Source organism: Rhodococcus sp. SB1D, assembly GCF_048573875.1.
Taxonomy (GTDB): domain Bacteria; phylum Actinomycetota; class Actinomycetes; order Mycobacteriales; family Mycobacteriaceae; genus Rhodococcus_F; species Rhodococcus_F qingshengii.
In genome coordinates, this window is the sequence record NZ_JBMAIQ010000010.1 from 166,286 (window position 1) to 182,514 (window position 16,229).

Below are 16,229 nucleotides of genomic sequence, written 5' to 3' on the forward strand. Positions count from 1 at the left end.
CATTACTCGCGCTTTTATAACAAACACGTCACGCACAGCTAGGGTCCAAAGTCGTGACAGACAGTGACGTGGCCACGACCGCACCTCCGGCCTTGCCGACCCCTCAGCGATCCAGCGGACCGACCCGAGCACGGATCGTTGCGATTGTCGCATCGATCCTCGGCATAGTTTTGTGCGGATCAGTGCCGTTCCTGCCGATCGAGCAGGACACCGCCGTCGTCAACTGGCCGCAGGCCGGGTCGACGACAAGCGTCGAGGCGCCATTGGTCTCGTACACACCGTTGCGCATGGAGGCATCGATTCCGTGCGCGTCGATCAGCGAGTTGGCCGCCACCGGCGGAACACTCGTCTCGACTGCACCTCCGGGTGCCCCCGATGCGCGCCGCTACGGATTTGTTGCCACTGTCTCCCCCGAATCCTCCGACGCTCCCGCTCGGGTCGACGTTGTCCTACGCGATCGAGTGTTGCTCTCGACACCCGTCGCTGATCTGCCGAGTGGATGCGCACTCACGCTCGCCGCCGAGCCGACCCGAACCACCTTCAGTGCCACCGGTTCCGAACCGCGCGTCATCGAGGGCGACAGCCGGCCACAGGTAGTCGGCGTCTTCAGCGACCTCGATTCGGCGGCAGCCGGTTTGAACGTCTCGATCGAGGCGGACTCTCGCTTCACGTCGAGCCCGTCGGTGATCAAGACTCTCGCCATGATTCTCGGGGCACTCACGGCTGTCGTGTCCCTCTTCGCGCTGCACCGCCTCGACAACCGCGACGGCCGGGGCACACGCAAATTTCTGCCCGCCCGATGGTGGAAGTTCACCGTCCTCGACGGCGTCGTCGTCGGAACGCTGGTGCTGTGGCACTTCATCGGCGCTACCACCACCGACGACGGCTACCAGTTCACGATGGCAAGAGCCTCCGAGCAATCGGGCTACATGTCCAACTACTTCCGGTGGTTCGCGGTCCCCGAAACCCCGTTCGGAACGCCGTATTACAACATCCTCGGACTCCTGGCCCACGTCAGCACCGCAAGCCCCTGGGTCCGTCTGCCTGCTCTGTTGGCAGGCATCATCACCTGGCTCGTCATCAGCCGGGAGGTTGCGCCTCGGCTGGGCGCCGCCATTCGCGGAAATCGACTCGCCCTCTGGACCGGCGCGCTTGTCTTCCTCGCATTCTGGCTTCCGTTCAACAACGGACTGCGCCCCGAACCGATCGTTGCCCTCGGCGTGCTGCTGACCTGGTGCTCGATCGAACGCGCCGTCGCGACGAGACGACTTCTGCCGGTCGCAGTCGCGATCCTGATCGCCGGATTCACCTTGACTGCCGGCCCTTCCGGCCTCATCTGCTTTGCCGCACTCATCGCCGGAATACGCCCGATCATGCGCATCATCATCGAACGTGCGCGCACCACCGGTTACGTCGCGGCTGTCGGGCCACTGCTAGCTGCCGGACTCTCGATTCTCATCCCCGCGTTCGGCGATCAAAGTCTGGCCGCCGTCATCGAGATGCAACGCGTCCACTCGATCTCACCGAATCAGCCCTGGTTCGACGAGTACCTCCGCTATCAGTACCTCTTCAACATCTCCGTCGACGGTTCCCTGACTCGCAGATTCGGTGTGTTCGTCATGGTTCTGTGCCTTGGCGTCTGCACCGCGATGATGCTGCGCAAAGGGGGCCGGATTCCCGGTTTGGCCGCCGGCCCGTCACGCCGCGTCGTGGGGCTGACGATCGGCGCACTGCCACTGCTGATGTTCTCGCCGACCAAGTGGACGCACCACTTCGGAATCTTTGCCGGACTCACCGCCGTTCTGGCGATGATGACGGCCGTCGCCGTGGGAACAAAACTCCTGCGCTCGCCGCGCAATCGGGCCCTCTTCGCGGCGGCCGTCCTGTTCCTCCTCGCGGTGGCATTCACCGGCAGCAACAGCTACTACTACGTGTCCAGCTACAGCGTTCCGTGGTGGGACAAGCCTGTGTCCATCAGCGGACTCGGCGCGAGCACCGTCCTCCTCGGGCTGACGGTGCTGATGCTCGGCGTCGCCGCGTGGTACTTCTTCCGTGAGCCGTACACCGCGGGGAAGGAACCGTCCGCGAAGCACGCTCGACTGCTTGCCATCTCGCCACTGACGGTTGCCGCAGGTGCCATGGTCCTCTTCGAGGTGCTGTCCATGGCCAAGGGCGCGGTCACCCAGTACCCGGCCTATTCGGTGGGCCGTGCAAACGTCGACGCCGTTCTCGGCCAACATTGCGGTCTCGCCAACGACGTTCTGCTCGAGACCGATCCGAACGCCTCGATGCTGACGCCCCTCTCGGGCAGCGTCGCCACAGGACTGTCCGCCGGTGGGGCTACGGGATTCGATCCGAATGGCGTCGCCTCCGACCTTCGAGCAGACAAGGAAGCCACGGCTACCGGCGGCGCGAACACCGTCGACACCTCCGAGGACACCGCCGGCAACTCGGCCGGAACCGGCGGTGGCGCCGGACAGACCGGAGTCAACGGCAGTTCGGTCGCGTTGCCGTTCGGTCTCGACCCGGCGACAACACCCGTCATGGGTAGTTACGGTCAGCCCTCCCCCGGCACTCTGACCAGTGACTGGTACCAACTCCCCGACGTGGGCGAGAACGCCACACGTGGCGACATCATCTCGATTGCCGCGGCTGGTCGTGTTCGGTCCGTCGACAAGGACGGAATCGTCACCTACGGCCAGAACGTCGAGGTCGAGTACGGCACAGCGCGTGGCGTCGACGATGCCGAAACAGACGCTGTCGAAACACTCGGAAAGATCGCGCCCCTCGACATCGGCCCGGCGCCGTCATGGCGGAACCTGCGTGTGCCGTTGGATCAGATTCCCGTCGAAGCCAACAGCATTCGACTGGTCGTCAGCGACTACGACAGCAAGCCCGACCAATGGGTGGCCGTCACCCCGCCGCGGGTTCCGAAGACCCAGAAGCTCAACGACGTCGTCGGTTCACAGGCGCCCGTCATGCTGGATTGGGCTGTCGGACTGGCATTCCCATGCCAACGCCCCTTCGATCATCGGGTCGGTGTCGCCGAGGTCCCCGAGTATCGGATCCTTCCCGACCATTCCGGCGCGCTCGTGACCAGTGCCTGGCAGGACCACTACGGTGGTGGACCGTTGGGGTGGATCGATCTGCTCCTGACCGCTCAGACCATTCCGTCGTATCTCGACAACGACTGGGCTCGCGACTGGGGTTCGATCGAGAAGTACACACCGATCGATCCGAGTGCAGTACCTGCCCAGGTCGACGAAACGACCGTTCAGCGCTCCGGGACGTGGAACCCGGGATCGATGACCATGGTTTTCTGAGCGGAATTTCTGAGCGGCTGGGTCACTGAGTGACACGGTCCTGCCGCGGGCGGATCGGACGAAACGCCTGCGACTGGACACTTGTATGACTTAGTCTCCCAGGCATGGGAGCCCTGTCACGGTCTATTGCGCCTGCGCTGATGGCACTGACGTGCCTGTTCGGGGTGCTGGCCCTTCCCGCTCACGCCTCGGCTGAGGTACCGGATGACTTCCTCTGGGGCGTTGCCACCTCCGGGTTCCAATCGGAAGGTTCGTCGCCGGACAGCAACTGGTCTCGATACTCCGATTCCGGACGAACCCACGACAAGATCGGTGACTCGGTCGACTTCCGTCATCGCTACGCCGAGGACATCGACCGGGCGGCCGATCTGGGATCGAAGGTTTTCCGATTCGGCGTCGAGTGGGCGCGAGTTCAGCCCGCCGCCGGGAGCTGGAACGAGACCGAATTCGCCTACTACGACGACGTGGTAGCTCACATCCGCGCGCGGGGCATGACTCCGATGATCACACTCGACCACTGGGTGTATCCGGGATGGGTTGTCGATCAAGGCGGCTGGACAAATCCGAAGACGGAAGCCGATTGGCTGGTCAACGCAGAGAAGGTAGTCGAGCGGTACTCCGGAATCGGGGCGCTCTGGATCACGATCAACGAGCCGACTGTGTACGTTCAGCGCGAATTGACCTACGGCGGAATCGCACTCACCCAGGCGCCGTCGATGTTCGACTCATTGGTCCGAGTCCACCGGGCGATCTACGACCGCATCCATGTTCTCGATCCCGGTGCCCGCGTAAGCAGTAATTTCTCCTTCATTCCCGGCGTGTCCGAGGCGATCGATTCGGTATTCACGGATCGAGTGCGCGACAAGCTCGACTTTCTCGGCATCGACTACTACTACGGTGTGGCCCTGAACAATCCGACTGCCGCGTACGCCGCACTCGACGAGTTCTACAACGTCACGCCGCAGCCCGAAGGCCTGTACGACGCATTGATGCGGTACTCGGGCAAGTATCCGGAACTCCCCCTCTACATCGTCGAGAACGGCATGCCCACCGACAACGGAGCGCCGCGCGCCGACGGATACACACGCGCGAATCACTTACGCGATCACATCTATTGGATGGAACGCGCCCGAGAAGACGGTGCCGACGTGATCGGCTACAACTACTGGTCCATCACCGACAACTACGAATGGGGTTCGTACCGACCTCGATTCGGCCTCTACACGGTCGATGTTCTCGGCGATCCCACTGCGGCCCGAATCCCGACCGACGGCGTCGCCGCCTACCGCCGAATCATCCACGACAACGGCGTCGGAGCCGACTACGTGCCCGTCATGGCCCCGGCCTTCTGCTCGCTCGTCGATCCTCCCCGCAGCTGTACGGCTACTCGATGAGGGCCGTTTTCCGAATTTCCTCCACTCCTCGTCGTTAGGATGTCCCATGCGAACACTGCGAAATATCGCCGGAACTGCCGCTGCCACCGCTGTCCTGATCCTGGTTGCCGGAGGCGCTGCGACGGCAGCCCCGAACCCGGCCGATTCACCCCGCGAGGCGCAAGCACGCGCCTACATCGACGCCCTCGTCTCCCATGACGTCTCCGATGTTCATTTCGCCCCGGATGCGACCCGCGTCGAAGCCGGACTCAAGACGGGGTTCTCCGGACCACAGATGTCCGCCGACCTCGAAAACGGCATCCAATACCGCGTTATCCAGGGCGTCCGAGACCTCGAGATGTCGGAGGCCGGGGACATCGTCTCGACCACCTACCTGCTGGACGCGGGAATCGGCGGCACTCGCCTCATGACCGTGGAGATTCGTGAAACCTTCGAAGTCCGTGACGGTCTCATCCACGACGTCGTCGCCGACATCATCCCTGTGTCTGTGTCGTGACGCGCGCCCGATAGCTACTGGGCGGTGCACCCGAGACTCGGGTGCACATCGCCGCGAAGGCAGCCGGCGTCGAGTATCCGAGTTCAGACGCAACGGCCGTCACACTGGCCCCGGCAGAAAGTTTCGGAAGCGCGTGAAGAATGCAGGCACGCTGCATCCACGACGACGCGCTCATCCCCGTTTCCGAGATCAGCAAGCGGTGCAGTGTCCGTTCACTGACGTGGAGTCGGTCAGCCCACCGCGTGGGCGAGTCATGGATCGACGGGGCTGCGAGATACTGCGCGCACAACGCCCGCAATCCCGGGTGCCGAGGCAGCGGGAGTTCCACAGGTAGGGGCGCAAGATCGCGAAGTTCGTGCAGGATCAGCTGAAATACCGCGGCGCTGCGTCCGTGTGCGGGTAAGTCGTCCTCCACATTCAGCTCGACATCCATGTCGACTGCAGCGACAAGTAACTCACGCAGGAGCGACGATACTGCGACGACTCGGCACCTGACCGGGAACCACGGCGCTGCGGACGGTTCGATGTAGAGGCTTCGCGTGCTGACGCCGTCCATTGTCACGGCATGAGCGACACCGGCGGGAATCATGACCGCATTGGACGGCAGAACCGTCCACTCACCGTCATCGGTTTCGACGTTCATCGCACCGTTCACAGCGAAGAGAAACTGGGCTCGTCGATGTTCGTGGGCGGCCAGCACGTGACCGGGTGGGTAGTCGGTTCCGATTGCGAGAACACCGCGGGCGAGTGATCGACGTCGTTGATCGAGATGTTGCGCACCGGAGGAACCTACCGAGTCTGTGTCCGATTCACAATGGAACGTGGCGAACCTTCGAATGTGCGCCAACGGAGAAATCGCTAACGTTCATCAAGTGCTTCACTACTCCCTCATCCTGCTCGCTTTCGGCGCCTTGACCGGAGTCACCACCGTTCTTTTCGGATTCGGTGGCGGGTTCGTCACTGTCCCAGTCGTTTACGCTGCATCGACGCTGCGGCCGGACGTCATCGATCCGATGCATGTCGCCGTAGCATCCTCGGCGGCCGTGATGGTGGTCAATTCACTCGGTGCCACAGTCGCATTCAGGAAGTCAGGACGGCTTCGGACGGAGTACATCAGACCTCTGATCGGTCCCGTCGCACTCGGAGCCGGGCTCGGAGCGGTTGCGGCGGGCCACGTAGACGACGGCGTCGTCCGGATTCTGTTTGTGCTCTACCTGCTGGTGACAATCCTGGACAGTCTTCTGCGACAAGGGTTTCTGACACCATCTGAACCTCGCGAACATCTTGACCGTCACGGCGTCCGCGCTGTCGGGATAGGCATCGGTGCCGTCGCAAGTTTCCTCGGAGTCGGCGGGAGCGTCATGACGGTTCCGATGATGCGACACCGCGGAGTTCCGATGGCCGACGCCGCCGCGAGCGCCAACCCGTTGAGCTTGCCTGTCGCCGTCGTCGCGACTGCGGTGTATGCGGTCTCATCAGGGCACAGTTCAGCCTCGGATCTGTCGGCGGGCAGAGTCGGCGCTGTCGACCTTCTGGCCGTCTGTGCACTACTCGCCGGTTCCCTACCGGCGATCGCGCTGAGCCGACGAATCGTCGGTGCCATACCGGACCGAGTCCATGCCGCCGCCTACATCGCTCTACTCGGCGTCGTCACGGCAGTGATGGTGATTGCTTAGCGAACGGCGTATCGCAGATAGATGACGCCGCCGTCGAAGGTTTTCTCCTCGAGCAGTTGCAGATCAAGCCGGCTTTCCGGGAGAGCTCGCAATCCGCCACCGATATTGACCGGACACAGGAACAGTCTGACTTCATCGACCAAAACCGCCGCGAAAGCACTAACCGCAACCGTCGGTCCACCGATCGAGATATCTTGTACCGCTTCACTCTCGAGCAAACGGATGAAGTCTTCATCGAAGCTCGGGACAATCCTGGTACGTGCGGTCGACACCTCGTTCAGCGTCGTGGAGTACACGATCTTGTCGATTCCACGCCAGATCTGAGCGAACTCGGCGGTCGCCGCCTCGATACCGGCAAACTCGTCCGGAGCCAAAGGTCCTCCTGCCACCGAAGAACGCTCGAGATCCTCGGACGCCATTGTTTCCCAGGGAATCATCGTCTCGTACATCCGGCGCCCGAGCAGGTACGTGCCGACTCCCCTCTCGAGCTCGTTGACGAACGCGTGGACCTGCGCGTCGGGAACCGCCCAGTCGAAGTTCCCCTGCTCATCGGCCACATACCCGTCGATCGAGCAGATCGCCGAGTAGATCAGGCTCACCATCGGTCCACGTGCAGCACGTTGTCGACCGGTTCACGGGCGGCGGGTTTGAACGTCTCGCCGGTGAAGTACGCCGTCGGGATGAGCGCAGCCTGATGGAATCCGGCCGGAATGCCCAGCAGCTCGGCAACTTCCGCTTCACGCTGCAAATGCAATGTCGTCCACGCCGTACCGAGCCCACGTGCCCGCGCGGCCAGCGCGTAACTCCACGCAGCCGGGAGTAGCGAACCCCACAGGCCGGCTTGGTTCCCCTCCGGCAGCGTCTTGCCCGCCTTGATACACGGAATGAGAAGGACCGGCACCTCACCCATGTGCTCACCGAGCCACGCGACGCTGGTGCCCACGCGTTGTTGAATCGGCGCGCGATCGGGATCATCGGCGAAGAGTTTTGCCGCCGAACCGTGAGAGGCAAGGTACTCGTCGGTGACTTCCTTGTAGATCTGCCCGACTGCTGCACGCAGTGCCGGATCGGTCACCACCATCCACTGCCAGCCCTGGCGATTCGAACCGGAGGGCGCTTGCAGGGCGATCTGGAGGCATTCCTTCACCAGGTCCAACGGCACGGGACGGGTCAGATCCAGACGCTTTCGAACGGTCCGCGTTGTGGTCAGCAATTCGTCGGGTGTCAGGTCGAGTACGGGATACGACGTCATCCCCCGATCATTGCACTGTCGCGAGCAGTGAGCAGGACTGTCCGTCTACACTTTTCTGATCCCGTGCGTGCTCGTTGTCGGGAGTATTTCCCGATCAAAGGACTTTCGACATGAGTTGGCACGTCTGGTTGGCGTTCTTCGGAGCAAGTTGGGTGATCAGCCTGTCGCCGGGGGCCGGCGCCATTGCGTCGATGTCGTCGGGACTTGCCTACGGCTTGCGACGCGGATACTGGAACATCTTCGGGCTGCAGTTGGGATTGTTGCTGCAGATCGGAATTGTCGCGGCGGGGGTCGGTGCAATTCTCGCCAGTTCGACCGTGGCCTTTTCCTTGATCAAGTGGTTCGGTGTCGCATACCTCGTCTACCTGGGGATCAGGCAGTGGCGATCGGCGCCCACCGAGGTGGAGACCGACGAGGCAGCCGCGAGCAGCTCCGGTCCGATGATGATGCTTCGCGGATTTCTCGTGAACGCGAGCAATCCGAAGGCCGTCGTTTTCATGCTCGCAGTGCTCCCGCAGTTCCTGGACCCGTCGGCGCCGCTGCTGCCGCAGTATCTGATCATCGCCGCCACGATGTGCGCAGTCGACGTGATCGTGATGACCGGATACACCGGCCTGGCCGCTCGGGTGCTCACCTTGATGCGCTCCCCCAAACAGCAGCGAACCACCAATCGAGTGTTCGCCGGTCTGTTCTTCGGAGCCGCCGGCTTCCTCTCGAGCATCGGGCGTGCAGCGGCTTGATCGGTCACACGGCTCGAGAGATCACAGGCCCGCAATCAAGTTGACGACGGACGCCACGATCACCGAACCGAACAGGTACGACAGCAATGCGTGGCCGAGTGCCATCGCGCGCATGTCCGACGACTTCAAGTTGGTGTCGGAAATCGCGAAGCTCATCCCGACCGTGTACGCCACGTAGGCGAAATCGCTGTACCTCGGCGGTTCTTCCTGATTGAAATCGATTCCGCCGTCGGGGCCGGAGTAGTACAGCCGTGCATATCCGAGGGCGAAGAGCGTGTGGACCGCCAGCCACGAGATCACGACGCTGCCGACTGCAACCGATGCCGCCACTACTTGGTAGTGATGTCCGTCGGGTGCCGCCAGGAGCAGGAACGCGATACCGACCAGGCTCGCGACGGCGGCACCGAGAATCAGCAGGTGCGCGACGTTTCGGGCCGGCTCTTCGCGCGTTGCGTGGCTTGCGGTGAGCGTCGCATCGAAGGGCCAGACCAGAATCCACGTCCACACCGTGAACACCATCGCCGCCACATCCCAGCCGATCAGAAACGCGAATCGGGGATAGCCGACCAACGCCGTGACGACACCGGCGGCCACACCGAGCAGCAGACCCGTCGACACTCTCAGCGCCGGCCCGGCACCCAGGGCGCTCCGTGGAACCGGGTTGATCGGAAGGTCGTGCGGTCGATCGTTCACGGGCTCAGTCAACCACTGTTAGAAGTGAGACGGTGGTTACGTGACACGGCGACTCAGGCGTTGCACGCACCGACTATCGGCTTGCCGTTGAATCTGTCCAGCACGTACTGCAATCCGACGCCGAAATCCGCTACGGCCGGCGCGAGGTGGTTGTTGCCGCTCCCCGGATTCACCGCAGGCAGGGTGTCGGTGAACAACGTCGCCTCGGCCCCGCGCGCGCACCAGTCCTGAACCAGGCGCTGGGTTTGCTCGTACGGGATGAAATCGTCGTTGAGCGCTCCGTTGACCAGAATCGGCGAGGCCGGGGTTCGCCGCCCGATGCGTTGTTCCTCGATCACCTGTTGGATCTCCGGTACCGATTCCACCACGTCGGCGAGTGGTCGTCCGTCTGTGGTCCACGACGCCGTCGACTGCTTCCCGTACTTGGTTCGGGAATCGATGAGGCATTGCCCGGCGACGTCGGCGAGCACGGACCGGCCGTAGTCGTTGAGTCGAGATTCGATCGGCTCTAGGGCGGCGGGATAGCGGTCGAGGACGCCGTTGATCGTGTAGCCGATCGCGGCCATCAGGCCGGTACCGTCGATATGACGCAGAACGCTTGCCAGGTCTGCCGGGGGCGCGCTCGCGTAACTCCCGACCAGATTCAACTCAGGCGCGTATTCGGGTGCCAGTTCGGTTGCAGCGGCAGTGGCGCCGCCGCCCTGCGAGTGGCCCCACAGCGCTATCGGATCGTCCTCTCCTGCCTGCGCGAGGGCTCGGGCAGCGCGTGCACCGTCCAACATCGCATGGGCTTCCTCGGCGCGATTGACGTAGGTATGGACGCCGGGTGTTCCGAGTCCGATGTAGTCGGTGACGAATACACGAACGCCCTGGGTGAGGAAAGCGAAAGCAAAAGCTGACTCGTAGTTGACACCGACACTGTCCACACCGGCACCGTAGTTCGACGGATTCCCGGGTTCCGCCAGGCGGAGCTGACCGGCAGTGGGAAACATCCTCGACGGCGCGCACTGATCACCTTGGCCCTGCGTACCCGGACCGATCACCACCGTCGGGCGGGGGCCCGCTCCTGACCACGGGGCAGCCGGCTCCAGGTACGAGCCCGACACAGCAACCTTGGATCCGTGGGTGTCGGTACTCGAATACAGGATCCGGGTCCCCACACCAGGCACTCCGCCGACGGCACCGGCCAGAGCCAGCGGTTCCGTCCGAATCACCGAACCCGGATCACCGACGTCGCCCGGAATCGCGTCGTAGAAATCGTTCACGGGTTCGGCGTTCGACATCGGTGTGAACAGCAGCGAGGTCGGCAACAGCGCCGATACCGCAACGGCCGAAACCTTCAGTGCCGCGAGGACAACCTTCCGGGTGCTCATGGAAATCCAACGTATAGGCCTCAGTCGACGCGCGGACCGGTTTCGATCTGCGGGACTTCAATCGATCGATACCAACTGTCACGCGAGCGGGCCATGCCGCTGGCCCCCCGATCCCCTGGTTTCACGGCCAGAACCTGATGAATCGTAAGCCTGTGCGGCTCCTCGAAACCCAGGGCACTGGCAGCGAGATACAGCAACCAGGTACGCACCCGGGGAGCACCGACCTGTAAGACCGATGCGTCCCAGTTCTCGCGGAGGTTCTGCACCCATGCGCGCAGTGTCAGTGCGTAATGCTCGCGCAACGCTTCGCTGTCACGCGTCTCGAAACCCGAAAGTTCCAGCGCATCAATGGTTTTACTCAACGGAAGGATCTCACCGTCCGGGAAGATGTACCTGTCGATGAAGCTGGGACCGTCATCGACGTTGTCCGACAACGACTTCACCGCGGCGATGGCATGATTGAGCAGACGACCCCGCGGCACGAGCAGGTCGTAGAGTTTTGCCGTGTACACCGGCAAATTGACCAGGCCCACGTGCTCGGACATGCCGATGCTCGAAATCGCGTCGTAAGGGCCGTCGTCGACGTCGCGGTAGTCCTGCACCCGAATCTCGATGCGATCGGTCAAACCCGCGTCGGCAACTCGCCCCTTGGCGTATTCGACCTGCTCGTTGCTCAGCGAGACTCCGACGACGTCGACGCCGTAGTTCTGGGCGGCGTGTAATGCCATCGATCCCCAACCGCAGCCGACGTCGAGCAGTCGCATTCCCGGCTTCAGATCGAGCTTGCGGCAAATCAAGTCCAGCTTCGCGTACTGAGCAGCTTCGAGGGATTCGACACCTTCCGGCCAGTATCCGCACGAATAAACCATGCTCGGCCCGAGGAACAGTTCGTAGAAGCGATTCCCGACGTCGTAGTGATGGGAGACAGTCGCCGAATCGCGTGATCTACTGTGCCGCTTGCCTCGCTTACTACGCATCTCGATCGCCGGGGGTGACGGTGGTGGACCCACCGCTCCCAAGCCGGCGAAAGTACCGGCGGCGCGAACAATCGAGCGCAGCGGCAACGTCGACAAACGATTCTCACCGAGCCGCGTGACCAGTTCCGGGACGTCGAGGAGCGCGAAGATGTCGCCGTCTACGTCCAGATCGCCGGAAACGTACGCCCTCGCCAGCCCTAATTCGTTGGGAGAGTAGAGGACCCGCCGTAGGGCACGCCGATTCCGGAAGTGAACCTGCGCAGCGGCGTCCGGTGGCCCTGCCTCCGAACCGTCCCAACATCGCACGCGAACCGGAAGCGGAACCCCGATCACTTCCTCGAACACCGTCAAAATCTTGGCCGCGGCACCAGTCACTGATCAACCCTCCGACAAAAGATGGTTAGCCGATGACAGAAAACTTACGCCCGATTCGCGAATCTTTCGCGCCATTTGTCCGAGTTTTGGACAGTGTTCATCGCGGTTTCGGTATTCATCGCCGAGTTCAGGGTTCCACCATTCCGGCGAGGAATTCCACCAGCAGTCTCTTCGTGACCTCACGTGGCAGCGATTCCACTGCCGCGAGGACGGCCGCCATGTCCAAGGGAGAATCGGAAGAGCCCCGAGGATCCAGCCCCGCCGACGTCAACGCTGCCGCGACGGCGTCACTGGGCAACGCAAGAACATCGGCGACGGTGACATCGCCACGTTCGAATGCTCCGGCCAACTCTGCCAGGGCCGGCGGCGCCTCGGCTGCCGCCGAGCCGCGAACGTCGTCGGCACCGAGGACGAGTGCGCTGGTCAACTCGCCGAGCACAGATTCCGTCACCGGGGTCACGGTGAGGTGGGTTGTTCGAGGCAACGTCGTCCCGTCAGGTTGCGTCGATGCCGGCTGCCCTTGAAGGACGAAGCCGCGAGCACCGACAGCGCTCACCCAGCGATGCGGATCCACTCGCCGTTCGAGCGGCACGGAATCGTCGGTAGCGACCGCGAACAGTGGTCCCACCGGCGAGCCCACGACGCGAAGACCCTCGATTGCCTCGACCGTGCCGATCAGTGCACGAGTGGCCCGCTGCGCCCGGGACACCAATTCGGCGTACCCGGATTGCCCGAGGACTTGCGAAATCGCCCAAGCACCGGCAAGAGCAGCAACGGATTTGGAACCGAGAAGCGTGGGATTGACCACCGGGTACCCCGGCCAGTCCGTGAGTCCGAAATACTGCTTGCGATGCAGATCTCGCCCTCGGTGCAGCAGGACCGAAACGCCTTTGGGCGAGTATCCGTACTTGTGGAAGTCGACGGACATGCTGGTGACCCCGGGCACCCGGAAATCCCAGGGTGGCAGATCACCCCACCACGGCAACGCAAGCCCACCGATGCAGGCGTCGACATGCAGTGGAATCGAATGTGCACGAGCAACTTCCGCGACATCGGCGATCGGGTCGAGCGCCGCGAACGGGTAGCTGGGCGCGGAGACGACGATCAAGACCGTGTCTTTCCGAACTGCCGTCGCAATATCTTGTGCGCCGACGCGCCCCGACGTGGGATCTACTGGTACCAGGATCAGTTCCAGTCCGAGCAGGTGAGCTGCCTTGTGGAAAGCGGCATGCGCGGTGGTCGGAAGAACCAGCGAACCCTCACCCGGCGGGAGCCCACGGAAGTCGCGAGCTGCCTTGACGGCCAACACACAACTCTCCGTTCCGCCGCTGGTGACATTGCCGACGACTACGCCTCCGGCGTCTGTATCTGCGGCTGGGTCTGAAGCTCCATGGAGGAACTCGCGTGCGAACGCAACCAACTCACGCTCCATCACCGCGGTGGACGGGAACACCGTCGGGTCGAGACCGTTGACCGGCTGAACCAATCGAGCTGCGTCCGTTGCCAACTCGTCGAGCGCTGCGAGGCCGCTGTCGTACACGTACGACAGAACCCGGCCTCCGTGCGTCGGAGCGTCCTGCTCGCGAAGCGAACGCAACCGACTCAAGATGTCGGCCGCCCTCTTCTTGAGGTTTGCGCTCTCGACGATCTTGCCCTGAAGTTCCTCGGCCCGAGTGGAACTCATCGTTCACCTTTCGTTCTCGTGAGTGGATTCTTGTTCAGTGCGGTAATTCCGCAATACGACCAGGCTGATCGCAACCAGGATCGCCGGCACGACCGAGAAGCCGAGGGCAATTCCGGTCAGCGCCGATTCCGGTTGCACGACAGTCTCGCCCGCAGTTTTCGAGACGAAGCCGGTCACCGCGAGTACACCCAAGAACACCGCGGGTCCCAGGGCAAGGCCTGCGGTTTCCGCGGCGGTCCAGATACCACTGAGCGAACCACCGCGTTGGCGCCCACCGATTCGCGCGTCGTCCTCGATGACGTCCGGAAGCATCGCCAGCGGGAACACCTGCATGCCGGCGTAGCCGACGCCGGCAAGCGCGACGGCACCGTAGATCCACGAACCCGCGTCGACAGCCGCAAGCGTCAACAACGCCGTGGCGACGACGAACAGAACCGAAGACACCACGTAACCGCGAAGCTTTCCGTACCGATGCGAGAACCGGTACCACAGCGGCATGACGACGAGAGCTGGTCCGACGAGTGCAACGAACAGACCGGTGAGCGCACCTTCGTTGCCCATCACATAGGTCGCCAGATATTGCGCACCCGCCAACATCACGGCGGTGGCAAGAGCTTGGAGCACGAAGACGCTGACCAGCAATCGGAAAGCGCGGGTACGTCGTATCGCGTCGAACCCGTCCCGGTACTGCGAGAGCAACGAGCCGACCGGCGCGTCCGCGTGAGTCACCGTGTGGCGCGCGGCTCCGCGAACTGCCCAGATCATTGCCCCGCACATAAGCGCCGACACCCCGATCGCCATGACCAGATAACCGCGTGCTCCGCCCCCGGCAGCATCGCGGAGCTCGGGTCCGCCGGCGCCGATGACCAGAATTGTCAGGGCCAACACCGCAATTCGAACCGATACCAACCGAGTGCGCTCGTGGTAGTCGCCGGTCAACTCGGTCGGCAACGCGATATATGGAACCTGAAAGAGGCTGTAGGCACTCGCCGCGAGCAGGAAGAAGACGAGCACCCACATCGCCCCGACTCCGGGGCCGCCCGACACCGGGGCCGAGAACGTGAGAATGAAGAGCAACGGCAGTCCCAGAGCGCCTGCGAGCATGAGTGGCACTCGCGTACCGGTTCGATGAGAGCTTCGGTCGCTGATCGACCCGATCAGCGGATCGATCAGGACGTCGGCGATTTTCGGGACAATGACCACAAGCGACGCGAGCGCCGCGGCAACGCCGAGCGTGTCGGTCAGGTAGTACGCCAGTACCAGACCTGGCAGAACACCGAATCCACCCGTACCGACACTTCCCGCTGCGTATCCGGCCACCACACCACGCGAAAGCCTGTCAGGCGATCTACCTTCACGAAGACGTACCGGTTTGTCTGTAGTCACCGTCCACACACTAATGTCACGACTCCGTACCGCGAGGGCAAAAGAATCCCGATGACCAGAAGTCGCTCACTCGGACGGGCCTGGCATGCCAGACTGTGACCCGATTCGCACACGAAACGAAGGTCTGAAGACGATGGTTGACCCACTGCGAGAGATCTGGCCTCCGTACGGAGTCACGATCACGTGTGGGCCCGTCACCTTGCTCCCTGTGCGCGACGATCATTTCCCCGAACTCACTGCGCTGGTCCGAGCCGGCATTCACCCTGCCGAACAGATGCCGTTTCTCGTCCCCTGGACGGTGGGCACTCCCGACGAAGTGTCGCGAAGATTCATCCAATACCACTGGTCGGTCCGCGGAGCGATGACCATGACCGACTGGAAATTCGAAACAGCCATTGTCGTCGACGGAGAAATCGTCGGCTGCCAGGCGTTCGCCGCGACGGACTTTCCTACCAGTCGTACCGGTGAAACCGGCTCGTGGATCGGACGCGGGTTCCAAGGCCGGGGTGTCGGCACTCTCGCCCGACAGGCAATCTGCGCATTCGCATTCGACTCTTTGGGTGCACGAAGCGTGGTGTCATCGGCATTCACGGACAACCCCGCCTCGATCACGGTGTCCACCAAAGTCGGGTACCGCGCAGACGGCACAGTAGAGGAGTTGGCTGCCGACGGTCGCATGACCGTGCGTCGTCTCTTCACCCTCAGCCGCGAAGATTTTGTCGCACCGCCGTATCCCGTCGAAGTGACCGGCGTGCGCGCGTTCAAGACGATGCTCGGCATCGACTGAGCGAGCTACCCGTGCACCGTGAGAACCGAGAGAGCAGCGACAACCAGTAGAACAGTGACAACCGATAGAACAG

13 protein-coding genes and 1 pseudogene are annotated in these 16,229 nt (G+C 62.9%); 6 read left to right on the top strand and 8 right to left on the bottom strand.

Translation table 11 applies throughout. The features are described 5' to 3' along the window. Window positions 1-68: 68 nt before the first annotated feature. The 3 genes from ACN50D_RS21930 (at window position 69) to ACN50D_RS21940 (ending at window position 5,213) form a co-directional block, all read left to right on the top strand. Window positions 69-3,323: an arabinosyltransferase domain-containing protein gene (locus tag ACN50D_RS21930; RefSeq protein ID WP_064444177.1), complete on the top strand. Its 3,255-nt coding sequence runs from the start codon at window positions 69-71 to the stop codon at window positions 3,321-3,323. 140 nt (window positions 3,324-3,463) lie between these two features. Continuing rightward, window positions 3,464-4,717 (top strand): glycoside hydrolase family 1 protein, encoded by a 1,254-nt coding sequence (locus tag ACN50D_RS21935; protein ID WP_007732259.1) that lies wholly within the window; start codon window positions 3,464-3,466, stop codon window positions 4,715-4,717. A 46-nt stretch (window positions 4,718-4,763) separates the two neighbouring features. Continuing rightward, window positions 4,764-5,213, top strand: coding sequence for a hypothetical protein (locus ACN50D_RS21940; protein ID WP_007732260.1), 450 nt, complete (start codon window positions 4,764-4,766; stop codon window positions 5,211-5,213). Here the strand turns inward: ACN50D_RS21940 and ACN50D_RS21945 are convergent. Further along, a pseudogene (locus tag ACN50D_RS21945) lies at window positions 5,191-5,993 on the bottom strand (AraC family transcriptional regulator). The gene ACN50D_RS21940 and the pseudogene ACN50D_RS21945 sit on opposite strands and share 23 nt — an antisense overlap. Window positions 5,994-6,085: 92 nt before the next feature. Between ACN50D_RS21945 and ACN50D_RS21950 the strand changes: the two are divergent. Beyond that, complete coding sequence (locus ACN50D_RS21950; RefSeq protein WP_307850447.1) at window positions 6,086-6,889, top strand: sulfite exporter TauE/SafE family protein; 804 nt, start codon at window positions 6,086-6,088, stop codon at window positions 6,887-6,889. Here the strand turns inward: ACN50D_RS21950 and ACN50D_RS21955 are convergent. Further along, window positions 6,886-7,491, bottom strand: coding sequence for a dihydrofolate reductase family protein (locus tag ACN50D_RS21955; protein WP_211921144.1), 606 nt, complete (start codon window positions 7,489-7,491; stop codon window positions 6,886-6,888). The two genes, ACN50D_RS21950 and ACN50D_RS21955, sit on opposite strands and share 4 nt — an antisense overlap. Next, window positions 7,485-8,141, bottom strand: a complete 657-nt coding sequence (locus ACN50D_RS21960; protein WP_003942413.1) for a nitroreductase family protein — start codon at window positions 8,139-8,141, stop codon at window positions 7,485-7,487. Before ACN50D_RS21960 ends, ACN50D_RS21955 begins: the two co-directional genes overlap by 7 nt. A gap of 110 nt (window positions 8,142-8,251) precedes the next feature. Between ACN50D_RS21960 and ACN50D_RS21965 the strand changes: the two genes are divergently transcribed. Continuing rightward, complete coding sequence (locus tag ACN50D_RS21965) at window positions 8,252-8,881, top strand: LysE family transporter (RefSeq protein WP_037130153.1); 630 nt, start codon at window positions 8,252-8,254, stop codon at window positions 8,879-8,881. 21 nt (window positions 8,882-8,902) lie between these two features. Here the strand turns inward: ACN50D_RS21965 and ACN50D_RS21970 are convergent, their stop codons facing one another. The 5 genes from ACN50D_RS21970 to ACN50D_RS21990 form a co-directional block, all read right to left on the bottom strand. Continuing rightward, window positions 8,903-9,574, bottom strand: coding sequence for a DUF1345 domain-containing protein (locus ACN50D_RS21970; protein WP_030537075.1), 672 nt, complete (start codon window positions 9,572-9,574; stop codon window positions 8,903-8,905). Window positions 9,575-9,627: 53 nt separating this feature from the next. Then, window positions 9,628-10,947 (bottom strand): lipase family protein, encoded by a 1,320-nt coding sequence (locus ACN50D_RS21975; RefSeq protein ID WP_211921146.1) that lies wholly within the window; start codon window positions 10,945-10,947, stop codon window positions 9,628-9,630. 20 nt (window positions 10,948-10,967) lie between these two features. Continuing rightward, a complete protein-coding gene (locus tag ACN50D_RS21980; protein WP_007732273.1) occupies window positions 10,968-12,299 on the bottom strand; it encodes an SAM-dependent methyltransferase in 1,332 nt (443 codons plus the stop codon). Between the two features lie 127 nt (window positions 12,300-12,426). Further along, window positions 12,427-13,983 carry a pyridoxal phosphate-dependent decarboxylase family protein gene (locus ACN50D_RS21985; RefSeq protein ID WP_211921148.1) on the bottom strand — a complete coding sequence of 519 codons (1,557 nt, stop codon included), beginning with the start codon at window positions 13,981-13,983 and terminating at the stop codon, window positions 12,427-12,429. 3 nt (window positions 13,984-13,986) lie between these two features. Then, on the bottom strand, window positions 13,987-15,378 hold the full coding sequence (locus tag ACN50D_RS21990) for an MFS transporter (protein WP_211921150.1): 1,392 nt from the start codon (window positions 15,376-15,378) through the stop codon (window positions 13,987-13,989). A 124-nt stretch (window positions 15,379-15,502) separates the two neighbouring features. Between ACN50D_RS21990 and ACN50D_RS21995 the strand changes: the two genes are divergently transcribed. After that, window positions 15,503-16,156: a GNAT family N-acetyltransferase gene (locus ACN50D_RS21995; RefSeq protein WP_193595236.1), complete on the top strand. Its 654-nt coding sequence runs from the start codon at window positions 15,503-15,505 to the stop codon at window positions 16,154-16,156. The last annotated feature ends 73 nt before the right edge of the window (window positions 16,157-16,229 follow it).